Source organism: Actinomadura sediminis (genome assembly GCF_042675525.1).
GTDB lineage: Bacteria > Actinomycetota > Actinomycetes > Streptosporangiales > Streptosporangiaceae > Spirillospora > Spirillospora sediminis.
Genome location: NZ_JBHTJA010000036.1, coordinates 24,612 through 43,394, shown reverse-complemented (window position 1 = coordinate 43,394; position 18,783 = coordinate 24,612). Strand labels below are relative to the sequence as shown.

Sequence of the window (18,783 nt, the reverse complement as noted above, 5' to 3'; positions counted from 1 at the left end):
CGCTCGGTTGCCGAACGTAGTGTGACGAATCGTTGTCGAGCCGCGCCCGTCACGGCGCGGGACGTCGGGGGGCAGTGCATGACGGCGGACAGGGGCGAGAACCGGTACGGACGCGGGCCGGGGGGTGCCCCCCAGGCCGAGATCATCGGGGTCGCCCCGTCCGGGGGCCCGGCGCCGCGCCTGGCGGTGGCGGTCGCGCGGGCGGGCGGGCTCGGGGTCCTCGACCTCGGCACCGACCGCGCGTCCGGCCTGGCCGCGCTGGACGAGGTGGTCCGCTGGTGGACGGGGCCGTTCGGGACCCGGGTCCCGGCGGGCTGCCGGGTCCGCCCCGACGAGCTGCCGGACGCGGTGAGCACCGTCCTCGTGGACGCTCCGCTGCTCGGCGCCGCGGACGGCCCGGACGTCGCGGCGTTCGCGCGCGGGCGGCGGCTGCTGGTCGAGGTCGTCGACCCGGCCGAGGCCGCGGCGGCGCTGGACGCGGCCCGGGAGGTCGACGGGACGCGCGGCGTCGGGCTGGTCGCGCGGGGCCGCGAGGCGGGCGGCCGCGCGGGCGACGTGACGACGTTCGTCCTGCTGCAGCACCTGCTGGCCCTGGACGTCCCCGCGTACGCGGCGGGCGGGATCGGGCCACGGACCGCGGCCGCCGCGGTGGCGGGGGGCGCCGCGGGCGTCGTCCTGGACGTCCAGCTCGCCGGGGTCGCGGAGACGGACGGCGCCGTCGCGGACGGGCCGGCCGTCCCGGACGGGACGCTCGCGGCGCGGTACAAGACCGCGGGCGGCGTGGTGCAGGCCGTGCGGCGGGGGATCGCCGAGCATGTCCGCGCGGCCGTCCGGTCCGCGCCGCTCGCCCCGCACGACGGGCCGCACGGCCGCGAGTACCCGGTCGTGCAGGGGCCGATGACGCAGGTCAGCGACACGTCCGCGTTCGCCGCGGCGATCGCGCAGGACGGCGGGCTGCCGTTCCTGGCGCTCGGCGCGATGGACGGCGACGCCGTCGCGGAGCTGCTGCGCGACACCGCCGACCGGCTCGACGGGCGCCCGTGGGGCGTGGGGATGGTCGGGTTCGTCCCGCCGGAGCTGCGGGCCGCGCAGCTCGCCGCCGTCCGCGCCGCCGCGCCCCCGTACGCGATCATCGCCGGGGGCCTGCCCGTGCAGGCCGAGCCCCTCGAAGAGACCGGAACCCGGACGTACCTGCACGTCCCGGCGCCCGAGCAGCTCGACCGTTTCCTCGCCGAGGGCGCCCGCCGGTTCGTGTTCGAGGGCAGGGAGTGCGGCGGCCACGTCGGCCCGCTGCCGAGCTTCCCGCTGTGGGAGGCGCAGCTCGACCGGCTCGACGCCTTCTGCGACGCGCACCCCGACGAGGCCCCGCGGCTCTCGGTCATGTTCGCGGGCGGGATCCACGACGAGCGCTCCGCCGCGATGGTCGCGGCGCTCGCCGGGCCGCTCGCCGAGCGCGGCGCGGACGTCCGCGTGCTGATGGGCACCGCGTACCTGTTCACGTCCGAGGCGGTCGCGGCGGGCGCCGTCCGTCCGGGCTACCAGGAGACGGCGATCGACTGCACCGCGACCGCGCTGCTCGAGACGTCGCCCGGGCACGCGACCCGCTGCGCGGTCACGCCGTACGTGCGGACGTTCGAGGAGACCCGCACCGAGCTGCTCGGCACGGGGATGTCGCGGCACGAGACGTTCCGGCGGCTGGAGAAGCTGAACCTGGGGCGGCTGCGGATCGCCGGGAAGGGGCTGCGCCGGGGCGCGCCCGTCGACACCGACGAGCAGCGCGCCGAGGGCCTCTACATGCTCGGGCAGGTCGCGACGCTGCGGTCGGCGAAGACCGGCGTCGCCGTCCTGCACGAGCAGGTGACGTCCGGCGCCACCGCGCTGCTGGCCGCCCGCGCCGCCGAGCTCGGACTGGACGGCGGCGCCGCGGCCCGTCCCGCCGACATCGCGATCATCGGGATGGACTGCGTCGTCCCGGGCGCCCGCGACGCCGACCGGTACTGGGCGAACGTCCTGCGCGGCACCTGCGCCGTCACCGAGGTCCCCCACTGGGACCCGGACGTCTACCACGGCGCCGCCGAGGACGGGAAGACGCCGTCGAAATGGGGCGGGTTCCTGCCGAAGGTCCCGTTCGACGCGGACGCGCACGGCGTCCCCGCGGACGCGCTCGGCGGCATCGACCCCGCGCACCTGCTGGCCCTGGAGGTCGCGTCCCGGGCACTGGACGACGCCGGGTACGGCGACCGGACCTTCGACCGCGCCCGCACCTCGGTGATCTTCGGCGCGGAGGACGGCGGCGCGCTCGCCGCGGCCCACGCGTTCCGCGCCGAGCTTCCCGCCTGGTTCGGCGAGGTCCCGGCCGAGATCGCCGAACGGCTCCCCGGCCCGGTCGCCGGGTCGATCGTCGGCGTCCGGCCCGGCGACATCGCCGCCCGGTTCGGACTCGGCGGCGCCGCCCACACCGTCGCGGCCGGCGGCGCGTCCTCGCTCGCCGCCCTCGACGCCGCGTGCAAGGAACTCGCCTCCGGCGGCAGCGACATGGTCCTGTGCGGCGCCGCCGACCTGCGCACCGCGATCCACGACTACCTGCGCGTCGCGGCCGCCGGGACGCTGTCGCCGTCCGGCCGCTGCGCCCCCTTCGACGCGGACGCCGACGGGACCGTGCCCGGCGAGGGCGTCGCGTGCGTCGTCCTCAAGCGGCTCGCCGACGCCGAACGCGACGGCGACCGGATCTACGCGGTCGTCAAGGGCGTCGCCGCGGCCGACGGGCGGACGCGGGCGGCGCTGCGGGCGCACGAGCGCGCGGGCGTCGCGCCCGAGCGGACCGGGCTCGTCGAGACGTCCGGCGCCGCGACCGAGGCCGCCGACCGCGCCGAGCTCGGCGCGCTCGCCTCCGCGTTCGCGAAGGCCGCGCCCGGCTCCGTCGCCCTCGGCTCGGTGACGTCCCAGATCGGGCACACCGGAAGCGCCGCCGGGCTCGCCGGGCTGATCAAGACCGCGCGGGCGCTGCACGCCGGGGTCCTGCCCGGCGCCCCGCACCTCGCCCGCCCGAACGACGCCTGGGACGCCGGCGGGCCCCTCGCGTTCGGGACGTCCCCGCGCCCGTGGGCCGTCCCGCCCGGCGACCGGCACGCGGGCGTGGCGGGATCCGGCCACGGCACCCGCTACCACGCCGTCCTGTCCGGGTACGACGGCGCGCCCGAACCGGTCTCCGGCCTCGTCGAATGGCCCGCCGAGCTGTTCGTGGTCCGCGCGGGCACGGACGTCGAACGGCTGCGGGCCCTCGCGGCGTCCGGGCACCGGCTGCGCGACCTCGCCCGCACCGTCGCGTCCGACGAGGGCCCGGTGGTGACCGCGTTCGCCGCCACCTCCCCCGAGGACCTGCGCGAACGGCTCGCCGCCGGCGGCGGGCCGATCGACCGCGACCCCGGCCAGGTGGCGTTCCTGTTCCCCGGCCTCCTCGGGCCGCGGCCGGGCGCGCAGGCCGATCTGTTCATCGCGTTCCCCCGCCTGCAGCGGCTCCTGCGCCTCGGCCGGGACTACGTCCCCGCGATGTTCCCGCCCGCCTCGTTCACCCCGGAGGAGGCCCGCCGCCGCCGCGCGGCGCTCGCCGACCCCCGCGTCGCCCAGCCCGCCCTCGGGCTCACGGGCCTCGCCGTCCACCGGCTGCTCACCGCCGTGGGCGTCCACCCGGACCTCGCCGCCGGGCACGGGCACGGCGAGATGGTCGCGCTGTGCGCCGCCGGGGTCTTCGACGACGCCGACCTGATCGAGCTGAGCGCCGCGCGCGCCACCGCGATCCTGGCGGCCGCCGGGGACGACCCGGGCGCCATGGCCGTCGTCACCGGCGGGCTCCACGAGGTGCGCGACGCCCTGTCCGACGTATCCGATATCTCGGTCGCCGCGCAGAACGCGCCCCGCGAGATCGTGATCGCCGGCACCTCCCCGGGCGTCGACCGCGCCCTCGCCGTCCTGCGCGACCGCGGCCTGCCCGCCGAGCGCCTCCCCGTCGGCTGCGCCCTGCACAGCCCGCTCGTCGCCGCCGCGTCCGGGGGCCTGCGCACCCTGCTCGCCGGCCGCGACCTGCGATCCCCGGCGTTCCCCGTGTGGTCCGGCGCGACCGCCGCGCCCTACGACGCCGAACCCGCCGACCTCGCCGCGACCCTCGCGGGCCAGCTCGCCGCGCCCGTCCGGTTCGCCGAACAGATCGAGGCGATGTACGCCGCGGGCGCCCGCACGTTCGTCGAGGCCGGGCCCGGCGGCGTCCTCACCCGGCTCGTGGACGCCGTCCTCGGCGACCGGCCGCACACCACCGCGGGCTGCGACGGCCTGCACGGCCTCCTCGACGCCCTCGCGCGCCTCGCCGCCGCGGGCGTCCCCGTCGACCCGCTGCCGCTGTTCGCCGGCCGCGACGCCCGGCCCGTCGACGCGCCCGCGCCCGCACCCGCCTGGTTCGTCGACGGCCGCACCGTCACGACCGCCGACGGCGCCGCCCCGCCCGGCGCGCCGCGGCCCGCCACCCGCCTCGAGGGAATCGGCGGCCGCCGCCGCTCCGACGCCGCCGTCCTGGAGTACCTGCGCGCCGGCCGCGAACTGATCGCCGCCCAGCGCGAGGTGATCCTCCGGCACCTCGCGGGCGCCGACACGCCCGTCCCGGCGCCGCGCCCCGTCCTGCCGGGCGAGACCCTGCCGGACGTCCCGCTCGACGCCCGCACGGCCGTGCGCGCCGCCGTCGCCGCCCGCACCGGCCGTCCCGAAGCCGAACTCACCGACGACCTCGACCTCGAGGCCGACCTGGCGATCGACCCCGGCGAACTCACCGCCCTCCTGCACGACCTCGCCGCCCGCGCGGGCGTCGTCCCCCGCACCGGCGAACCGTCCGGGGTGGCGACCATCGGCGACGCCGTCGACTGGCTCGAGAGCCTGCTCCCGCCCGCACCGTCCGCGCACGTGGGGACGTCCGCCCTGTCCGGCGGCCCGACACCCCCGTCCCCGCGCCCGCCCGCCGAACCCGAGGACGCCGGGACCCGCGCGCCGGCGAGCCCGGGCGGCTCGCGCGAGGCCGATGCCGCCACGGACGGCGACGACGACCGCCACCCGGCGCCCGCGCCGTCCTCCGGGCGTGGCGTGCAGACGGCGACCGCGGAGGCCGACCACCCGTCGCAGGCGACGCGGTCGGGAGAGGCCGGCCGTGGCGGCGACGGGCTTACGCCCGCGGCGCCGGACCCGGCCGGTAAGGCGCCCGCCGACGATTCCACGCCGGAAACCGTCACCGTCGGCGCCCCGTCGCCCGAGGACGGCCGAGGCCACGCGGCGAGCACCTCGCCCCGTCCCGCACCGGAGGAGCCCGGCGAACACTGCGAGACGTCCGCGCCGGGCGCGGCCGTCGAGGACGCAGAGCCCGCGTCGTCCTCCGGACGGGTGGCCGCGCCTCACGCCGGGGAGGGACCGGCGCCCGCAGAGGGTGCGCCCGGCCGCCCCGAGACGGCCTCGCCCGATGAGGCCCACCCGCCGGCGATGACGCACCCCGGCGGCGCCGACGAGACGCCGTCCGGTGAGGACGTGGAGTCCGTGCGGGTGATCCCGCCGGGTCGGCGGCCGCAGGCGGAGAACGGTTCCTCGCCCAAGACGGGACGGCGGCGGCTGCACGCGCGTCGGCCCGGCCGGCCCCCGGCGGAGGAAGGCGCGGACGCACCCGCGGACCCGGCCACCGAAGTCGAGGAGTCCGTGCGGGTCATCCCGCCGGGCGAGCGGCCCCGCACGAAGGGCGCCGCCTCGGGGAACGTCGACGACCTGGTGCGCGAGTCGGTGCGGGTGATCCCGCCGGGCGAGCGGCCCGGTCGAGACGCCGCGCCCGTCCGCACCGAGCAGAGGCCCGTCCGGGATCGTCCCTCGGACGACCGGCCGCGCGGCGACGGTTTCGTGGGCGAGTCGGTGCGGGTCATTCCCCCCGGGGAGCGGCCGCGTGACCAGGGGAACGGCCAGCCCGGGACGCCCCGCAAGCGCGCGGCGGACGGCCCGCCGGACGTGGTCGTCGCGGGCGCCGCCTTCCGCGGCCAGGACGGACGCGCCGGTGAGACGCACGACGCACCGACCGGGCACGGCGAGTCCGTGCGGGTGATCCACCCGCGCTCCGACGCGAAGCACGCGACGCCCGCGAGCGGCGCCACGAACCCGACCGGCGCGCCGAACGCAACGAACGGGACGACCGGGACGGGAGCGGCCGATGCCGCGAGCCCGGGCGGGACGTCGAATGCGTCGGTGACCGGGACAGCGGACGTCGCCCAGCGGCCGGGGGAAGCCGAGCCGATGAGCGGGACGGGTGCGGTTGATGCCGTGAGCCCGGGCGGGATGTCGGCTGCGTCCGGCGTGCAGAACGCGACGAGCCCGGAGAACGCGGGTGGTTCCAGGCCCACGGCCGGCGGGGCGGCGGACGTGGCCCGGCGGCCGAGGGAGGCCGACGCGACGAGCGGGACGGGTACGGTCGATGCCGCGAGCCCGGGCGGGATGTCGGCTGCGTCCGGCGCGCGGAACGCGATGACCTCGGCAAGCGCAGGCGGCTCCGGGCCCGTGACCAGCGGGGCGGACGTGGCGCGGCGGCCGGGCGAGGGGGATGCGACGAGCGCGCCCCACGCGAAGGGCACGACGCACGCGCCCAAGTCGATGCACGGGCCCGAGTCGGGGTCCGTCACCGGTGCGGCCCACGCGCCCAGCGCGGCGTCCACGTCCGGTGCAGCGCACGCTACCGGTGCGGAGCGCGCGATCGGTGCCGCGGACGTTGCCGGGGTGGCGGGAGCGGCGGATGCGATCGGGCTCCACGCCAGTGGCGGAATCCACGAGTCCGAGTCGACGCACGCTCCTAGCGCGGCGTCCGCTTCCGGCGCGGCGGGCGCGACCGATGCGGCGCCCGAAGCCGGCGCGAGGTCCGCTGGTGGTGCGGCGTCCACCTCGGGCCGGGCGGACGTGACGGGCGGGGTGCCCGTCACGGACGCGTCCACTCGCGGTGCCGGGCTCGAAACGGGTGCGGCGTCCACGACGGACGGGGGCCCCGCGGCGGGCGAGGCGTTCACCACGGAGGCGGCGCCCACTACGGGGGCGCGGCTCGAGAACGGTGCGGTGCCCGCGACCGGCTCGGCGCTCGCCGCCGGTGCGGCGTCCACGGTCGGTGGGGTGGCCGCCGAGGCGGGGATCGGACGGTTCGTCGTGCGCGACACGGTGCTCGATCCGCTGCCGCTTCCGTCGGATTCGGGGACGGCGTTCACCGGACGCCGGTTCATCGTCGTCGACGACGGGTGCGGGGTCGCGGTGGAGCTGGCGGACGCACTGGAGCGGTTCGGCGCGCGGGTGCGGACGCCGCTCGAGGTGGACGGGGCGTGCGACGGGCTCGTGCATCTCGGGGCGCTGCGGCCCGCGGGGGCGGCGGTGCTGCCGGAGGCGTACGGGGAGATCCGGCGGGCGCTGCTGGGCGGCCTGCGGTGGTTCGTCGCGGTCGGCGGTGCGGGCGGGACGTCCGAGCGGCGGTTCGGCGGCGGGGCCGGGGAGCCGGGGCCGGGCGCGGGGCTGCGGGGGCTGGCGCGGACGGTCGCGCGGGAGTTCCCGGAGACGATGGTGCGGGCGGTGGACGTCGACACCGGCGAGACGCCGCGCATGATCGCGTTGCGGATCATGGCGGAGCTGCTGGCGGCGGACGCGCCGGTGACCGTCGGGTACGAGGGGGAGCGGCGGCGGACGCCGGCGCTGGTCCCGGTGGAACTGGCGGGGGACGCGCGCGTCCCGGTCGGGCCGGACGGCGTGGTGCTGCTCACGGGCGGGGCGCGGGGCGTGCCGGCGCGGGTGGCGCGGGAACTGGCGCGGACGGCCGGGTGCCATCTGGAGGTCGTGGGGCGCACGCCGGAGCCGGTGGGGCGCACGGTGTTCTCGGAGGCGCTGGACGAGGCGGCGCTGCGGCGCGCGCTGGTCGCGGAGGGGACCCGGGGCCCGGAGGAGATCGAGGAGACGATCCGGCGGATCCTCGCCGAACGGGAGGTGCAGGAGAACCTGGACGCGTTGCGGGTGCGGGCCGCGTCGGTCCGCTACCACGCGGGGGACGTCCGGGACGCGCGGTTCATCCGGAACGTCGTCGAGGACGTGTACGTGCGCCACGGCCGCCTGGACGGTGTCGTGCACGGCGCGGGGGTCGCGGAGGGGCGGCTCGTGCGGGACAAGTCGCCCGAGTCGTTCGAGCGGGCGTACCGGACGAAGGTCGACGGCGCGGCGGCGCTCGCGGCGGCGGTCCGTCCGGACGTCGGGTTCTTCGTGGTGCTCGGCGCCGCCTCGGGCCGGGTGCCCGCGGACCGCGCGGCCGCCGACGACGCCTGCGAGGCGCTGGCGCGGGGATGGCGGACGCGGCTGGACGGCCGGGTGCTCGTCGCCGACCTGGCGCCGCCGCTGGACGGTGAGCCCGCGGTGGCGGCGCTGTTCCGCGAGATCGCGCACGGGGACGAGACGCGCGTGGTGTTCTCGGGGCCGGTCCGGTGACGGAGGAGCCGATCGCGATCGTCGGCGCCGGGGCGGTCTTCCCCGGCGCCGGGTCGGCGGCGGAGCTGTGGCGGAACGTGCTCGCCGGGTTCGACGCGATCACGGACGTGCCGCCCGGCCGGTGGGATCCCGCGCTGTTCTACGACCCGGGCGCGTACGGCCGTCCGGAGGGCGACCTGTTCTACTGCCGCCGGGGCGGGTTCGTGGACGACGTCGCGACGTTCGACCCGGAGCGGTTCGGGATCGAGCCCGCGGCGGTGGCGGCCATGGAACCCGACCGGCTGCTGGCGCTGCGCACGGCGGCGGAGGCGATCGCGGACGCGGGCGGCGACGACCGCCTCCCGGACCGGGAGCGGATCGGCGTCGTCCTCGGCCGGGGCGGGCACCTCACGCCCGGCGCGGCGCGCGCCGACCAGCGGATCATGACGGCGCACCAGCTCACCGGGGTGCTGGCGGAGCTGGTGCCGGAGCTCGGCGCGGAGCGGCTGGCGGAGATCCGGCGGGCGTTCCGCGCGCGGCTGGGGCCGGACGGCCCGGACGTGCCCGCGGGGTCGGCGGCCGCGCGCGTCGCCGAGCGGTTCGACCTGCGCGGTCCGGCGTACACGGTGGACGCGGCGTGCGCGTCGGCGCTGGTGGCGGTGGAGCACGCGGTGCGGGCGCTGCGGCGCGGCGAGGCGGACGCGATGCTGGCGGGCGCGGCCCACGTGGGGCATCACCCGACGGTGTGGAGCGCGTTCAGCCGGCTGCGCGCGCTGAGCCCGAGCGAGACGATCCGCCCGTTCGACCGGGCGGCGGACGGGACGCTGCTGGCCGAGGGCGCCGGGGTGGTGCTGCTGAAGCGGCTGGCGGACGCCGAACGCGACGGCGACCGGGTGCACGCGGTGATCGTCGGGGCGGGGTCGGCGAGCGACGGGCGCGCGGCGGGCATCCTGAGCCCGCTGGTGGACGGGCAGGTGCGGGCGGTCGAGCGGGCCTGGCGGGACGCGGGCCTCGACCCGCTGGCGCCCGGCGCGGTGGGGCTCGTGGAGGCGCACGGCACGGGGACGCCCGCCGGGGACGAGGCGGAGCTCGCGACGCTGCGCCGGGTGTTCGGGACGGACGGGCCGCCGATCGGGCTCGGCACGGTCAAGTCGATGATCGGGCACGCGATGCCCGCCGCGGGGATCGCGGGGCTGATCAAGGCGGCGTTCGCGCTGCGCGACGGCGTCCTGCCGCCGACCCTGCACGTGGCCGACCCGCATCCGGCGCTCGACGGCGGCCGGCTGCGGCCGCTGCGGGAGACGGCCGAGTGGGAGGGGGCGCCGCGCCGCGCCGTCGTGAACGCGTTCGGGTTCGGCGGCGCGAACGCGCACGTGATCCTGCAGGAGGCGCCGCCCGGGCGGGCGGCGCGGGTGCGGCGCACGCGGCGGCGGATCGAGCCGCCGGGCGCCGAGGAGGCCGTCCTGCGGCTCGCGGCCCGTACGGCCGACGAGCTCGCGGCGGCGCTCGACGCCCCCGACGGCGAACTGCTCGCGCGGGCGGCGGGCGACGTCCCCGATCTGCCGTGCCGGGTGGCGATCGTCGCGCCGACGTCCCGCCGCCTCGATCTGGCGCGGGCCGTCGTGCAGCGGGGGACGCCGTGGCGGGGCCGCAGCGACGTGTGGTTCTCGCCGCGGCCGCTGCTCGCCGACGGCGGCCGCGTCGCCTTCCTGTTCCCGGGGTTCGAGCCCGCCTTCGTCCCGCGGGTCGCCGACGTCGCCGCGCGCTTCGGGCTTCCCGAGCCGGTGCTGACCGGCCGCGCCGACCCGCCCGGGCGCGCGGCGGACGTCCTGGCCGTCGGGGCGCTGCTGGCGTCCGCGCTCGCCGAGCTGGGCGTGGAGCCGGACGTGACGGCCGGGCACGGCCCGGGGGAGTGGGCGGCGATGGCCGCCGCGGGCATGTGGGACGGGGAGGGTGCCGCGGACCTGCTGGCCGCGCTCGAACCGGACGACCCGGACATCGTGTACGGCGCGCTCGGGTGCGGGGCCGCCCGCGCGGAGGAGGCCGTCGGGAGCCGCCCCGGCGTGTTCGTCAGCCACGACAACGGCCCGCACCAGTCGGTGATCTGCGGGCCCGCGCGGGACGTGCGGGACGTGCTGGAGCGGCTCGGCGCCGAGGGCGTCCTCGGCCGGGAGCTGCCCCTGGGGCTCGGCCTGCACACCCCGCACGCCGAGGCGCGCGAGAAGGCGCTGCGGCACGCGTTCGACGCGCTGGACGTCCGCGAACCGCGCGTGCCGGTGTGGTCGGCGACGACCGTCGCGCCCTTCCCCGGAGCGCCCGGCGCGGCCCGCGACCTGGCCGTCCGGCACCTGCTGGAGCCAGTCCGGTTCAGCGAGCTGATCGAGGAACTGTACGGTTCGGCGCACGTGCGGGCGTTCGTCCAGGTCGGGCCGGGCGGGCTCACCGGCCTGGTCGGCGACCGGCTCGGCGACCGCGAGCACCTCGCGCTGGCCGTGAACGTCCCCGAACGCGACGGGACGGCCCAGTTGCGGCGCGTCGTGGCCGCGCTGTGGGCCGAGGGGTACGGGGCGTCCCCGGCGGCGCCGCCCCGGTCCGGGATGCGGCTGGAGCTCGGCACGCCGATCGTCCGGCTGGCCGGGGCCGTGCCGCCCGTCCGCCTCGCCCCGTCGATCCCGCCGCTGCCGGACGACGACCCGATCATGGCCGAGCTGGAGGCGCTCCTCAACGACGCGGCGGCCGGCGCCCAGTCGGTGGCGGACGCCCTGGGCGCCGGGCCGCCCGCGCCGCCCGACCAGGACGCGGCGGGCGACCCCGCGGACGGCCGCGTGTCCCTCGAGCGGCCCGCGGACGTCCCGGGCGGCACCGCGGCCCGCGAGGGCGCCGGCGGGCGCGGGACGAGCGCCGCGGAGCCGGCCGACCTCGTCGTCTCGCGGGTGTTCTCCCTCGACGCGATGCCGTTCCTGCAGGACCACTGCGTCGTCCCGCAGGCCCCCGGGTGGCCCGACATGTCGGACCGGTTCCCGGTCGTCCCGCTCGGCACCCTGCTGGAGGTCATGGCGGACGCCGCCCGCGCCCTGCTGCCCGGCCTCACGGTCATCGGCCTGGAGGACGTCCGCGCGGTGCGCTGGCTGGTGGCCGCGCCGCCCACGACCGCCGAGGTCCGCGCGTCCCGGCGGGCGGACGCCCCGCGCGGCGTCCGCCGCGTCCGCATCGTCATCGCCGGGCACGCCGAGGGCACCGTCCTGCTCGCCGCCCGCCACCCCGGCCCGCCGCGCCCGGACGGCACGGCGCTGACCGTGGAGAACCCGCCCATCGTGACCGCCGCGCGGCTGTACGAGGAGCGCTGGATGTTCCACGGCCCGCGGTTCCGGGGCATCGCGGAGATCACCGCGCTGGCCGAGGACGGCGCGCGCGGCGTCCTGACGTCCCTGCCCGCCCCCGGCGCGCTCGTGGAGTCCGCCGGGCAGCTGTGCGCCCACTGGATGCAGGTCTACGGCGACACGGACCAGACGGTCTTCCCCATCGGCATCGACAGGATCTCGTTCTTCGGGCCTTTGCCTCCCGCAGGGGAATCGCTGGAGACGACCGTGTGGAACACGTCCCTCACCGACTCGACCATGTGCTGCGACGCCGAACTCGTCCGCGCCGACGGTACGGTGTGGGCACGCATCGACGGCTGGACCACCCGCCGCTTCTACACCGACGAGGCCCTCTGGCGGATGAAGTTCACGCCCGAGGTGTCGGGCACGGGCGAACCGCAGCCGGGCGGCTGGTGCCTCGCGCGCCGCCGCTGGAGCGGCACCGCGTCCCGCGACCTGCTCATGCGCCGGTACCTGTGCGCCGCCGAACGCGCCGAGTACGAGCGGCTCCCGGCGGCCCGGCGGGGCCCGTGGCTGCTCGGCCGGATCGCCGCCAAGGACGCCGTCCGCGACCGCCTCTGGCGGGACGGGCACGGCCCGCTGTTCCCCGCCGAGCTGACGGTCGGGCCCGGCGACGCCGTCACGGGCCCGTTCGACGAGCCGCTGACCGTCCGCATCGCGTCCGACGACGAGCTGGGCGTGGCGCTCGTCCGGCCGGGCGGAGCGCCGGCGGGCATCGGGCTCGCCGTGCACGACGGGGACGGCCGGGTCCGCGCGGCGAAGCGGGCCGTGCTGGCGTCGCTGCCCGCCGCCGACCGGTCCGCCCTGGTCGTCGCCGCCTCCGATCCCCACCGGATGCTGCTCGCCGGCGACGGGACGCTCACCGCGGTCGAGACCCGCGAGATCGACGGACACGTCGTCGCCTGGACGGTCGACGACGCCCCCGACACGGAGGAATGCACCACATGACGAACGAGAACCCGGCGGGACCGGGACCCCGGACCGACGGCGGGCACGAGATCGACGACGGGCACGAGATCGATGATGGGCACGAGATCGACGACGGGCACGAGATCGAGGTCGACGCGGCGGAGGTCGACGAGGTCGTCCGCGTGCTGACCGACGACCTCGCCGCCGTGCTCGGCGAGGAGCCGCCGGACGCGCCCATCGGCCCCGGCAGCACCTTCTTCGAGGACATCGGCCTGGAGAGCATCGAGTTCGCCGCGCTCGCCGGCCGGATCCGCGCCCGCCACGGCGACCGGGTCGACCTCACCGAGATCGCCGCCGAACTTGACGTCGACGCGTTCGCGGACCTCACCGTCGCCGACCTCGCCCGGCACATCGCCGTGGCGCGGCACGCCCCGGCCGAGGAGGAGCCCGATGGCTGAGCCGTCCCCGGCCGGCCCGCGGGAGGCCCGTCCGAACGCGGCCCGCCCGCACGCGGCCCGCCCGCACGCCCCGGCCCCGCCGCGCGCGGGGACCCCCGAACCGCAGGAGGTCACGATGACCCGGCCGAACCGCACACCCCGGAAGGGAGGCGCCCGATGAGCGCCCGCCGCGCCCGCCGCATGCAGGTCCCGTCCCTTCTCGGGGAGCAGGGCATCCGCGCCGAGACGCCCAAGCGCCGGTTCCTGTTCGCGGTGCCGCCGGTCGCCCGGCACGTCGCCCCCACCGCCGCGCTCGCCGCCGAACTCGCCGGCCGCGGCCACAAGGTCGCCTGGACGGGCGACCGCACCGTCCTCGAACCGCTGCTGCGGCCCGGCTCCCGCATCTACTCCGCGTCCGACGACGCGTTCACCGCGCACCTGCGCGAGACCCGCGAGGGACGGGCGCGGCTGCGCGGCCCCGCCGCGCTCCGCTCCCACTGGGAGGACGTCGTCGTCCCGCTCGGCCACGCGATGCTGCCGGGCGTCGACGCCGCGATCGACCGGTTCCGCCCGGACGCGCTGGTCTGCGACCAGCAGGTCCTCGCCGGGCCCGTCGCGGCGCGGCTGCGCGGGCTCCCGTGGGCGACGGCGGCGACGACGCCCGCCGAGTTCGCCCGCCCGCTCGCCGCGACACCGCTGCTGGAGGGGTGGGTCCGCGACCAGATCGCCGACTTCCAGCTCGACCACGGCATCGAGGACCTGCTCGACCTGCGGTTCTCCGACCATCTCGTGCTGGTGTTCTCGACCGGCGCGCTCATCGGGGACGTCTCGTTCTTCCCCGACCACTTCGCGTTCGTCGGCCCCGCGCCGGGGCGGGCCGTCGGCGGCGCGTTCCCGTGGGAGCGGCTCGACGGGCGTCCCGGCGTCCTGATCACGCTGGGGGCGCCCGGCGGACCGGCGGAAACGCGGTTCCTGCGCGCCGCCGCCGAGGCCGTCCGGGACCTGGACGTCCAGGCCGTGCTCGTCGCGCCGCCCGGGACGGTCGCCGACCCGCCGCCGAACGTGCTGGTCCGCGAGCACGTCCCGCGGATCAAGCTGCTCGAGCGGATGTCGGCGGTCGTCTGCGGCGGCGCCTTCGACACCGTGGGGGAGACGCTCGCGCGGGGGCTGCCGATGGTGCTCGCCCCGGCCCGGGACGACGAACCGGTGGTCGCCGGGCAGGTCGAGCGGGCCGGCGCCGGGATCCCCGTCCGGTTCGCCCGCGTCACGCCCGGCGAGCTGCGCACCGCGCTCGGCGAGGTCCTCACCGACCCCGCGTACCGGGACGCGGCCGGGCGCGTCCGCGACTCGTTCGCCGCCGCCGGGGGAATGGCGGAGGCCGCCGACCGCCTGGAGAAGCTCGCCTGACCCGGGCCGCCCCCCTGCGGAGCGGGTCAGCCCGGGACGGGGCCCCCGCCGGCCGCGGCGGGGCCCGTCCGGCTCCGCAGGGCGGACTCGACCAGCCCGACCGCGCGCTGCAGCGCGACCAGGCGGGCGCCCTCGCGCCGGTACGCCTCCAGGACGGCCTCGATGCCGTGCGGCGGGACGACCGCGCCGAGGTCGACCCGCGCCGTCCGGAACCCCTCCCGGGCCGCCTCGACGGACGCGTCGACGTGATGCCGCGCCATCCGGGCCAGGACCGGCGGGTAGCGGCGCAGCACGCCGTACCGGCGGTACTCGGGCGGGACGAGATCGAGCAGCCAGGCCATCGCGGTGTCCTCGAAGCGCTCGGTGCCCGGCGGGTGCACCTGCGCGGGCCAGCCCGGCGGAACGGAGGTGCTCACCCGTCCAGGATACTCCCGCGTCGAAAGCGTGTTCGAACTACTCCGGCGGCTCGGCGGAACCGGGCTCGGCGGGACCGGTGCGGCGGATGCGGATCTTGCCCGAGTCCAGGTCGTCGCGCCCGGAACCCGCCTGCTCGTGGTCGTCCTCCCGGAGCAGGCGCTGCCGCTCCTGCTCCTCCTGCTTGACCTTCCGGGAGCCCTCGAACATGGCGCCGAGCTCGTCGAACATGGCGCCCCCGAACCCGGCGCCGGTCTCGCCGTCACCGCGGATGGCGCCCATCAGGGACGTCTTGCCGGTCCCCTCGTGGGGCCAGTCGACGACCTCGGGCTCGGCGGGCTCGGGCCGGTTGCCCATCGGGCGGCCCTTGACGCGCTTACGGCGGCGAAAGGGTGACTTCACACACTCTCCAACGCGATGAGTGGCCAGATAAATCCCGGCGACGGCTCAGGCCGTGAACCTCCACCGGGTGGGAGAACCGGTGAAATCTCCCTGCCGCAGCCCGAACGCCCGCTGTGGCCGGACCGCGACGGTCGCGTTCACCTCCGGGTCCAGGAAGTCCACACGATAGCGGGTGGCGTACTTGGAATTGACCAGGTCGATGAACCGCTGGAGCGCCCGCGGCTCGGTGACGACCTCCGCCCGCCCCTCGATCACGACCGGGTTCTCGGCCGCCTCGGTGGTCACCACCACGTCCGGGTTGGCCCGCAGGTTCACCATCTTCCGGGACGGGACGGCGCTGCTGAACATCAGCGCCTCCCCGGACCACGCGCCCCACACCGGCATCGCGTGCGGCCGCCCGTCCGGGCGCACCGTGCACAGCCAGAAGTTGCGCGCCGCCCGCATCCGCTCCACGGCCCAGGACCACGGGAGCAGGCCGCTCCCCTCGTTCGGCCCCTGGATGCCGTAACCCGGCATGTACGGGCGTTCTGCCGTGGGTTCCGGTTCCGACTGGGCGTCGGAAGCCGACATGACGATCTCCCTCCGGTCGGGCACTCCGCAAGTATCGTTTCAGACGCGACCGTCCCCTGGCGATGTCCGGTGACCACGGCGGGGCGTCCGGGCGCGGTAGCCTGCGGAACGTGCGTCTTTCCCATGTCATCGCGGCCGTCGAGGAGCTCTACCCGCCGGCGTGGGCGGAGTCCTGGGACGCCGTCGGACTCGTCTGCGGCGACCCCGACCAGGACGTCGAACGGGTCCTGTTCGCCGTCGACCCCGTCGCCGCCGTCGCCGACGAGGCCCTCGGCTGGTCCGCCGACCTGGTGATCACGCACCATCCGCTGCTGCTGCGCGGCGTCCACTCGGTCGCGGCGACCACCCCCAAGGGCCGGACGATCCACCGGATGATCCGGAACGGGACGGCGCTGTACACCGCGCACACCAACGCCGACGTGGCCGACCCGGGCGTGTCGGACGCCCTCGCCCGCGCCGTCGGGCTCACCGGCGAGCTGCGTCCGATGGTCCCCGCCGCCGACGATCCCCGCCGCGGGCTCGGCCGCATCGGGGACCTCGCCGAGCCGGTCACGCTCCGCGCGTTCACCGCCCGCGCCGCCGCGGGACTGCCGTCCACCGCCTGGGGCGTGCGCGCCGCCGGCGACCCCGACCGCCCCGTCCGGACGGTCGCGGTGTGCGGCGGCGCCGGGGACTCGCTGCTCGACACCGCGCGCGCCGCGGGCGTCGACGTCTACCTGACCGCCGACCTGCGGCACCATCCCGCGTCGGAGTTCGCCGAGCACGGCGGCCCGGCCCTGATCGACGCCGCGCACTGGGCGACCGAGTGGCCGTGGCTGGCCGACGCGGAGCGGCGCCTGACCGAGGCCGCCGGGGGCACGTTGCAGACCCGGGTGTCCACGCTCGTCACCGACGCGTGGCGCCTCCACGACGAAGGAGCACAGTGAAAGCCGCACCGCAAGCCCAGCTTCGCCTCATCGACCTGCAGGACCTCGACAGCTCGCTGGACCGGCTGGCGCACCGCCGCCGCACCCTGCCCGAGCTCGCCGAGATCGAGCGGGCCGAGGGCCGCCTCGCCGAGCTGCGCGACGCGATCGTGGCGGCCGAGACCGAAGTCGGCGACCTGCAGCGCGAGCAGAAGAAGGCCGAACAGGACGTCGACCAGGTCCGCACCCGCGCCGACCGCGACCAGAAACGCCTCGACTCCGGCCAGGTGACCTCCGCGAAGGACCTCGGCAGCCTGCAGGCCGAGATCGAGTCGCTGCAGCGCCGCCAGTCCGACCTGGAAGAGGTCGTCCTGGAGATCATGGAGCGGGCCGAGGCCGCCGAGGCCCGCGTCACCGAGCTGCGCGCCGAACAGAGCGACGCCCGGCGGGAACTCGAGGAGCTCACCGAGCGCCGCGACGCCGCGCAGCGCGAGATCGACGACGAGTCCGGGACCACGAGCACCGCCCGCACGGCCGTCGCCAAGGACGTCCCCGACGACCTCCTCGCCCTCTACGAGAAGCTGCGCGCCCAGTTCGGCGGCGTCGGCGCGGCCAAGCTGTTCCGCGGCGCCTGCCAGGGCTGCCACCTCGCCCTCAACACCGTGGACCTCAACCGCATCCGCGCCGCCGCCGAGGACGAGGTCGTCCGCTGCGAGGAGTGCCGACGCATCCTCGTCCGCACCCCAGAGTCGGGCCTGTGAGCCGCAAGCTCATCGTCGAGGCGGACGGCGGCTCCCGCGGCAACCCGGGACCCGCCGGGTACGGGGCCGTCGTCCGCGACGCCCTCACCGGCGAGGTCCTCGCCGAGACGGCCGAGGCCATCGGGAAGGCGACCAACAACGTCGCCGAGTACCGGGGCCTCATCGCGGGGCTGACCGCCGCCGCCTCCATCGACCGCGCCGCCCGCGTGGACGTCCGGATGGACTCCAAGCTCGTCGTCGAGCAGATGTCCGGCCGCTGGAAGATCAAGCACCCGGACATGATCCCCCTCGCGACGCGGGCCCGCCGCCTGGCCGAGGGCCTCGGCGCGGTCTCCTACGGCTGGATCCCGCGCAACCGCAACGCGCACGCCGACCGCCTCGCGAACGAGGCCATGGACGCCGCCGCCCGCGGCGAGGAGTGGGCGCCCGCCGCGCCCGCGGAGCCCGAGCCCCCGCCGCTGCCGCCGTCCACCACCCCCACCACCACGCTCCTCCTGCGGCACGGCGAGACGACGTTCTCCGTCGAGAAGCGGTTCGCCGGCGCCGGCGACGTCCCGCTCACCGCCACGGGCCTCGCCCAGGCCCGTTCGGCCGCCCTCGCCCTCAAGGACCGCGGCCTCGACGCGATCGTCACCTCCCCCCTCGCGCGCTGCCGCGACACCGCCGCCGAGGTCGCCGCCGTCACCGGCCTGGACGTCCGCGTCGAGGACGGCTTCCGCGAGACCGACTTCGGCGACTGGGAGGGCCTCACGTTCGCCGAGGCCCGCGACCGCCACCCCGCCGCGCTCCGCGCCTGGCTCGCCGACCCCGAGGCCGCCCCGCCCGGCGGCGAGAGCTTCGCCGACACGTCCCGCCGCGTCCGCACCGCCCTCGACAAGCTCAAGGTCCGCGCCCGCCACCGGACCGTCCTCGTCGTCTCCCACGTCACCCCGATCAAGCTGCTCGTCCGCGAGGCCCTCGGCGCCCCGATGCCCGCGATCTACCGCATGCACCTCGACGTCGCGTCCCTGACGTCCATCGACTGGTACGACGACGGCCCCGCCACCCTCCGCACCTTCAACGACACCCACCACACCGACCGCTGACGGGACGCCCCGGGAACGGT

General features: G+C 77.7%; 10 protein-coding genes. 7 read left to right on the top strand and 3 right to left on the bottom strand.

The features are described 5' to 3' along the window. The first annotated feature begins 78 nt into the window (after positions 1–78). The 4 genes from ACFQ11_RS18985 to ACFQ11_RS18970 all read left to right on the top strand — a co-directional run bounded on the left by ACFQ11_RS18985 (position 79) and on the right by ACFQ11_RS18970 (position 14,626). Positions 79–8,514: an SDR family NAD(P)-dependent oxidoreductase gene (locus tag ACFQ11_RS18985; RefSeq protein WP_378300333.1), complete on the top strand. Its 8,436-nt coding sequence runs from the start codon at positions 79–81 to the stop codon at positions 8,512–8,514. Continuing rightward, complete coding sequence (locus ACFQ11_RS18980) at positions 8,511–12,821, top strand: beta-ketoacyl synthase N-terminal-like domain-containing protein (protein ID WP_378300331.1); 4,311 nt, start codon at positions 8,511–8,513, stop codon at positions 12,819–12,821. Before ACFQ11_RS18985 ends, ACFQ11_RS18980 begins: the two co-directional genes overlap by 4 nt. After that, on the top strand, positions 12,818–13,240 hold the full coding sequence (locus ACFQ11_RS18975; RefSeq protein WP_378300329.1) for an acyl carrier protein: 423 nt from the start codon (positions 12,818–12,820) through the stop codon (positions 13,238–13,240). The genes ACFQ11_RS18980 and ACFQ11_RS18975 overlap by 4 nt, the downstream gene beginning before the upstream one ends. 156 nt (positions 13,241–13,396) lie before the next feature. Further along, positions 13,397–14,626, top strand: a complete 1,230-nt coding sequence (locus tag ACFQ11_RS18970) for a glycosyltransferase (protein ID WP_378300327.1) — start codon at positions 13,397–13,399, stop codon at positions 14,624–14,626. Positions 14,627–14,652: 26 nt separating this feature from the next. Here the strand turns inward: ACFQ11_RS18970 and ACFQ11_RS18965 are convergent, their stop codons facing one another. The 3 genes from ACFQ11_RS18965 to ACFQ11_RS18955 form a co-directional block, all read right to left on the bottom strand. Continuing rightward, the gene (locus ACFQ11_RS18965) at positions 14,653–15,042 is read right to left on the bottom strand and encodes a hypothetical protein (RefSeq protein WP_378300325.1); all 390 of its coding nucleotides are present in this window, start codon (positions 15,040–15,042) and stop codon (positions 14,653–14,655) included. A 37-nt stretch (positions 15,043–15,079) separates the two neighbouring features. Continuing rightward, positions 15,080–15,397, bottom strand: coding sequence for a DUF6191 domain-containing protein (locus ACFQ11_RS18960; protein WP_378300323.1), 318 nt, complete (start codon positions 15,395–15,397; stop codon positions 15,080–15,082). A 90-nt stretch (positions 15,398–15,487) separates the two neighbouring features. Beyond that, on the bottom strand, positions 15,488–16,012 hold the full coding sequence (locus ACFQ11_RS18955; RefSeq protein WP_378300321.1) for a pyridoxamine 5'-phosphate oxidase family protein: 525 nt from the start codon (positions 16,010–16,012) through the stop codon (positions 15,488–15,490). A gap of 110 nt (positions 16,013–16,122) precedes the next feature. Here ACFQ11_RS18955 and ACFQ11_RS18950 point away from each other — a divergent pair, with 110 nt between their 5' ends. From ACFQ11_RS18950 to ACFQ11_RS18940, 3 genes are read left to right on the top strand one after another with little or no spacing between them, the layout of a single operon-like run. Then, positions 16,123–16,938, top strand: coding sequence for a Nif3-like dinuclear metal center hexameric protein (locus ACFQ11_RS18950; protein ID WP_378300318.1), 816 nt, complete (start codon positions 16,123–16,125; stop codon positions 16,936–16,938). Beyond that, the gene (locus ACFQ11_RS18945; RefSeq protein ID WP_378300316.1) at positions 16,935–17,678 is read left to right on the top strand and encodes a zinc ribbon domain-containing protein; all 744 of its coding nucleotides are present in this window, start codon (positions 16,935–16,937) and stop codon (positions 17,676–17,678) included. Before ACFQ11_RS18950 ends, ACFQ11_RS18945 begins: the two co-directional genes overlap by 4 nt. Next, positions 17,675–18,763: a bifunctional RNase H/acid phosphatase gene (locus tag ACFQ11_RS18940; protein ID WP_378300314.1), complete on the top strand. Its 1,089-nt coding sequence runs from the start codon at positions 17,675–17,677 to the stop codon at positions 18,761–18,763. The genes ACFQ11_RS18945 and ACFQ11_RS18940 overlap by 4 nt, the downstream gene beginning before the upstream one ends. Positions 18,764–18,783 lie beyond the last annotated feature (20 nt).

Bases quoted from the DNA above. Each gene is read 5' to 3' on its own strand.
- ACFQ11_RS18975 (WP_378300329.1), top strand. From the start codon at position 12,818: ATGACGAACGAGAACCCGGCGGGACCGGGACCCCGGACCGACGGCGGG.
- ACFQ11_RS18985 (WP_378300333.1), top strand. From the start codon at position 79: ATGACGGCGGACAGGGGCGAGAACCGGTACGGACGCGGGCCGGGGGGT.
- ACFQ11_RS18970 (WP_378300327.1), top strand. From the start codon at position 13,397: ATGAGCGCCCGCCGCGCCCGCCGCATGCAGGTCCCGTCCCTTCTCGGG.
- ACFQ11_RS18955 (WP_378300321.1), bottom strand. From the start codon at position 16,012: ATGTCGGCTTCCGACGCCCAGTCGGAACCGGAACCCACGGCAGAACGC.
- ACFQ11_RS18960 (WP_378300323.1), bottom strand. From the start codon at position 15,397: ATGGGCAACCGGCCCGAGCCCGCCGAGCCCGAGGTCGTCGACTGGCCC.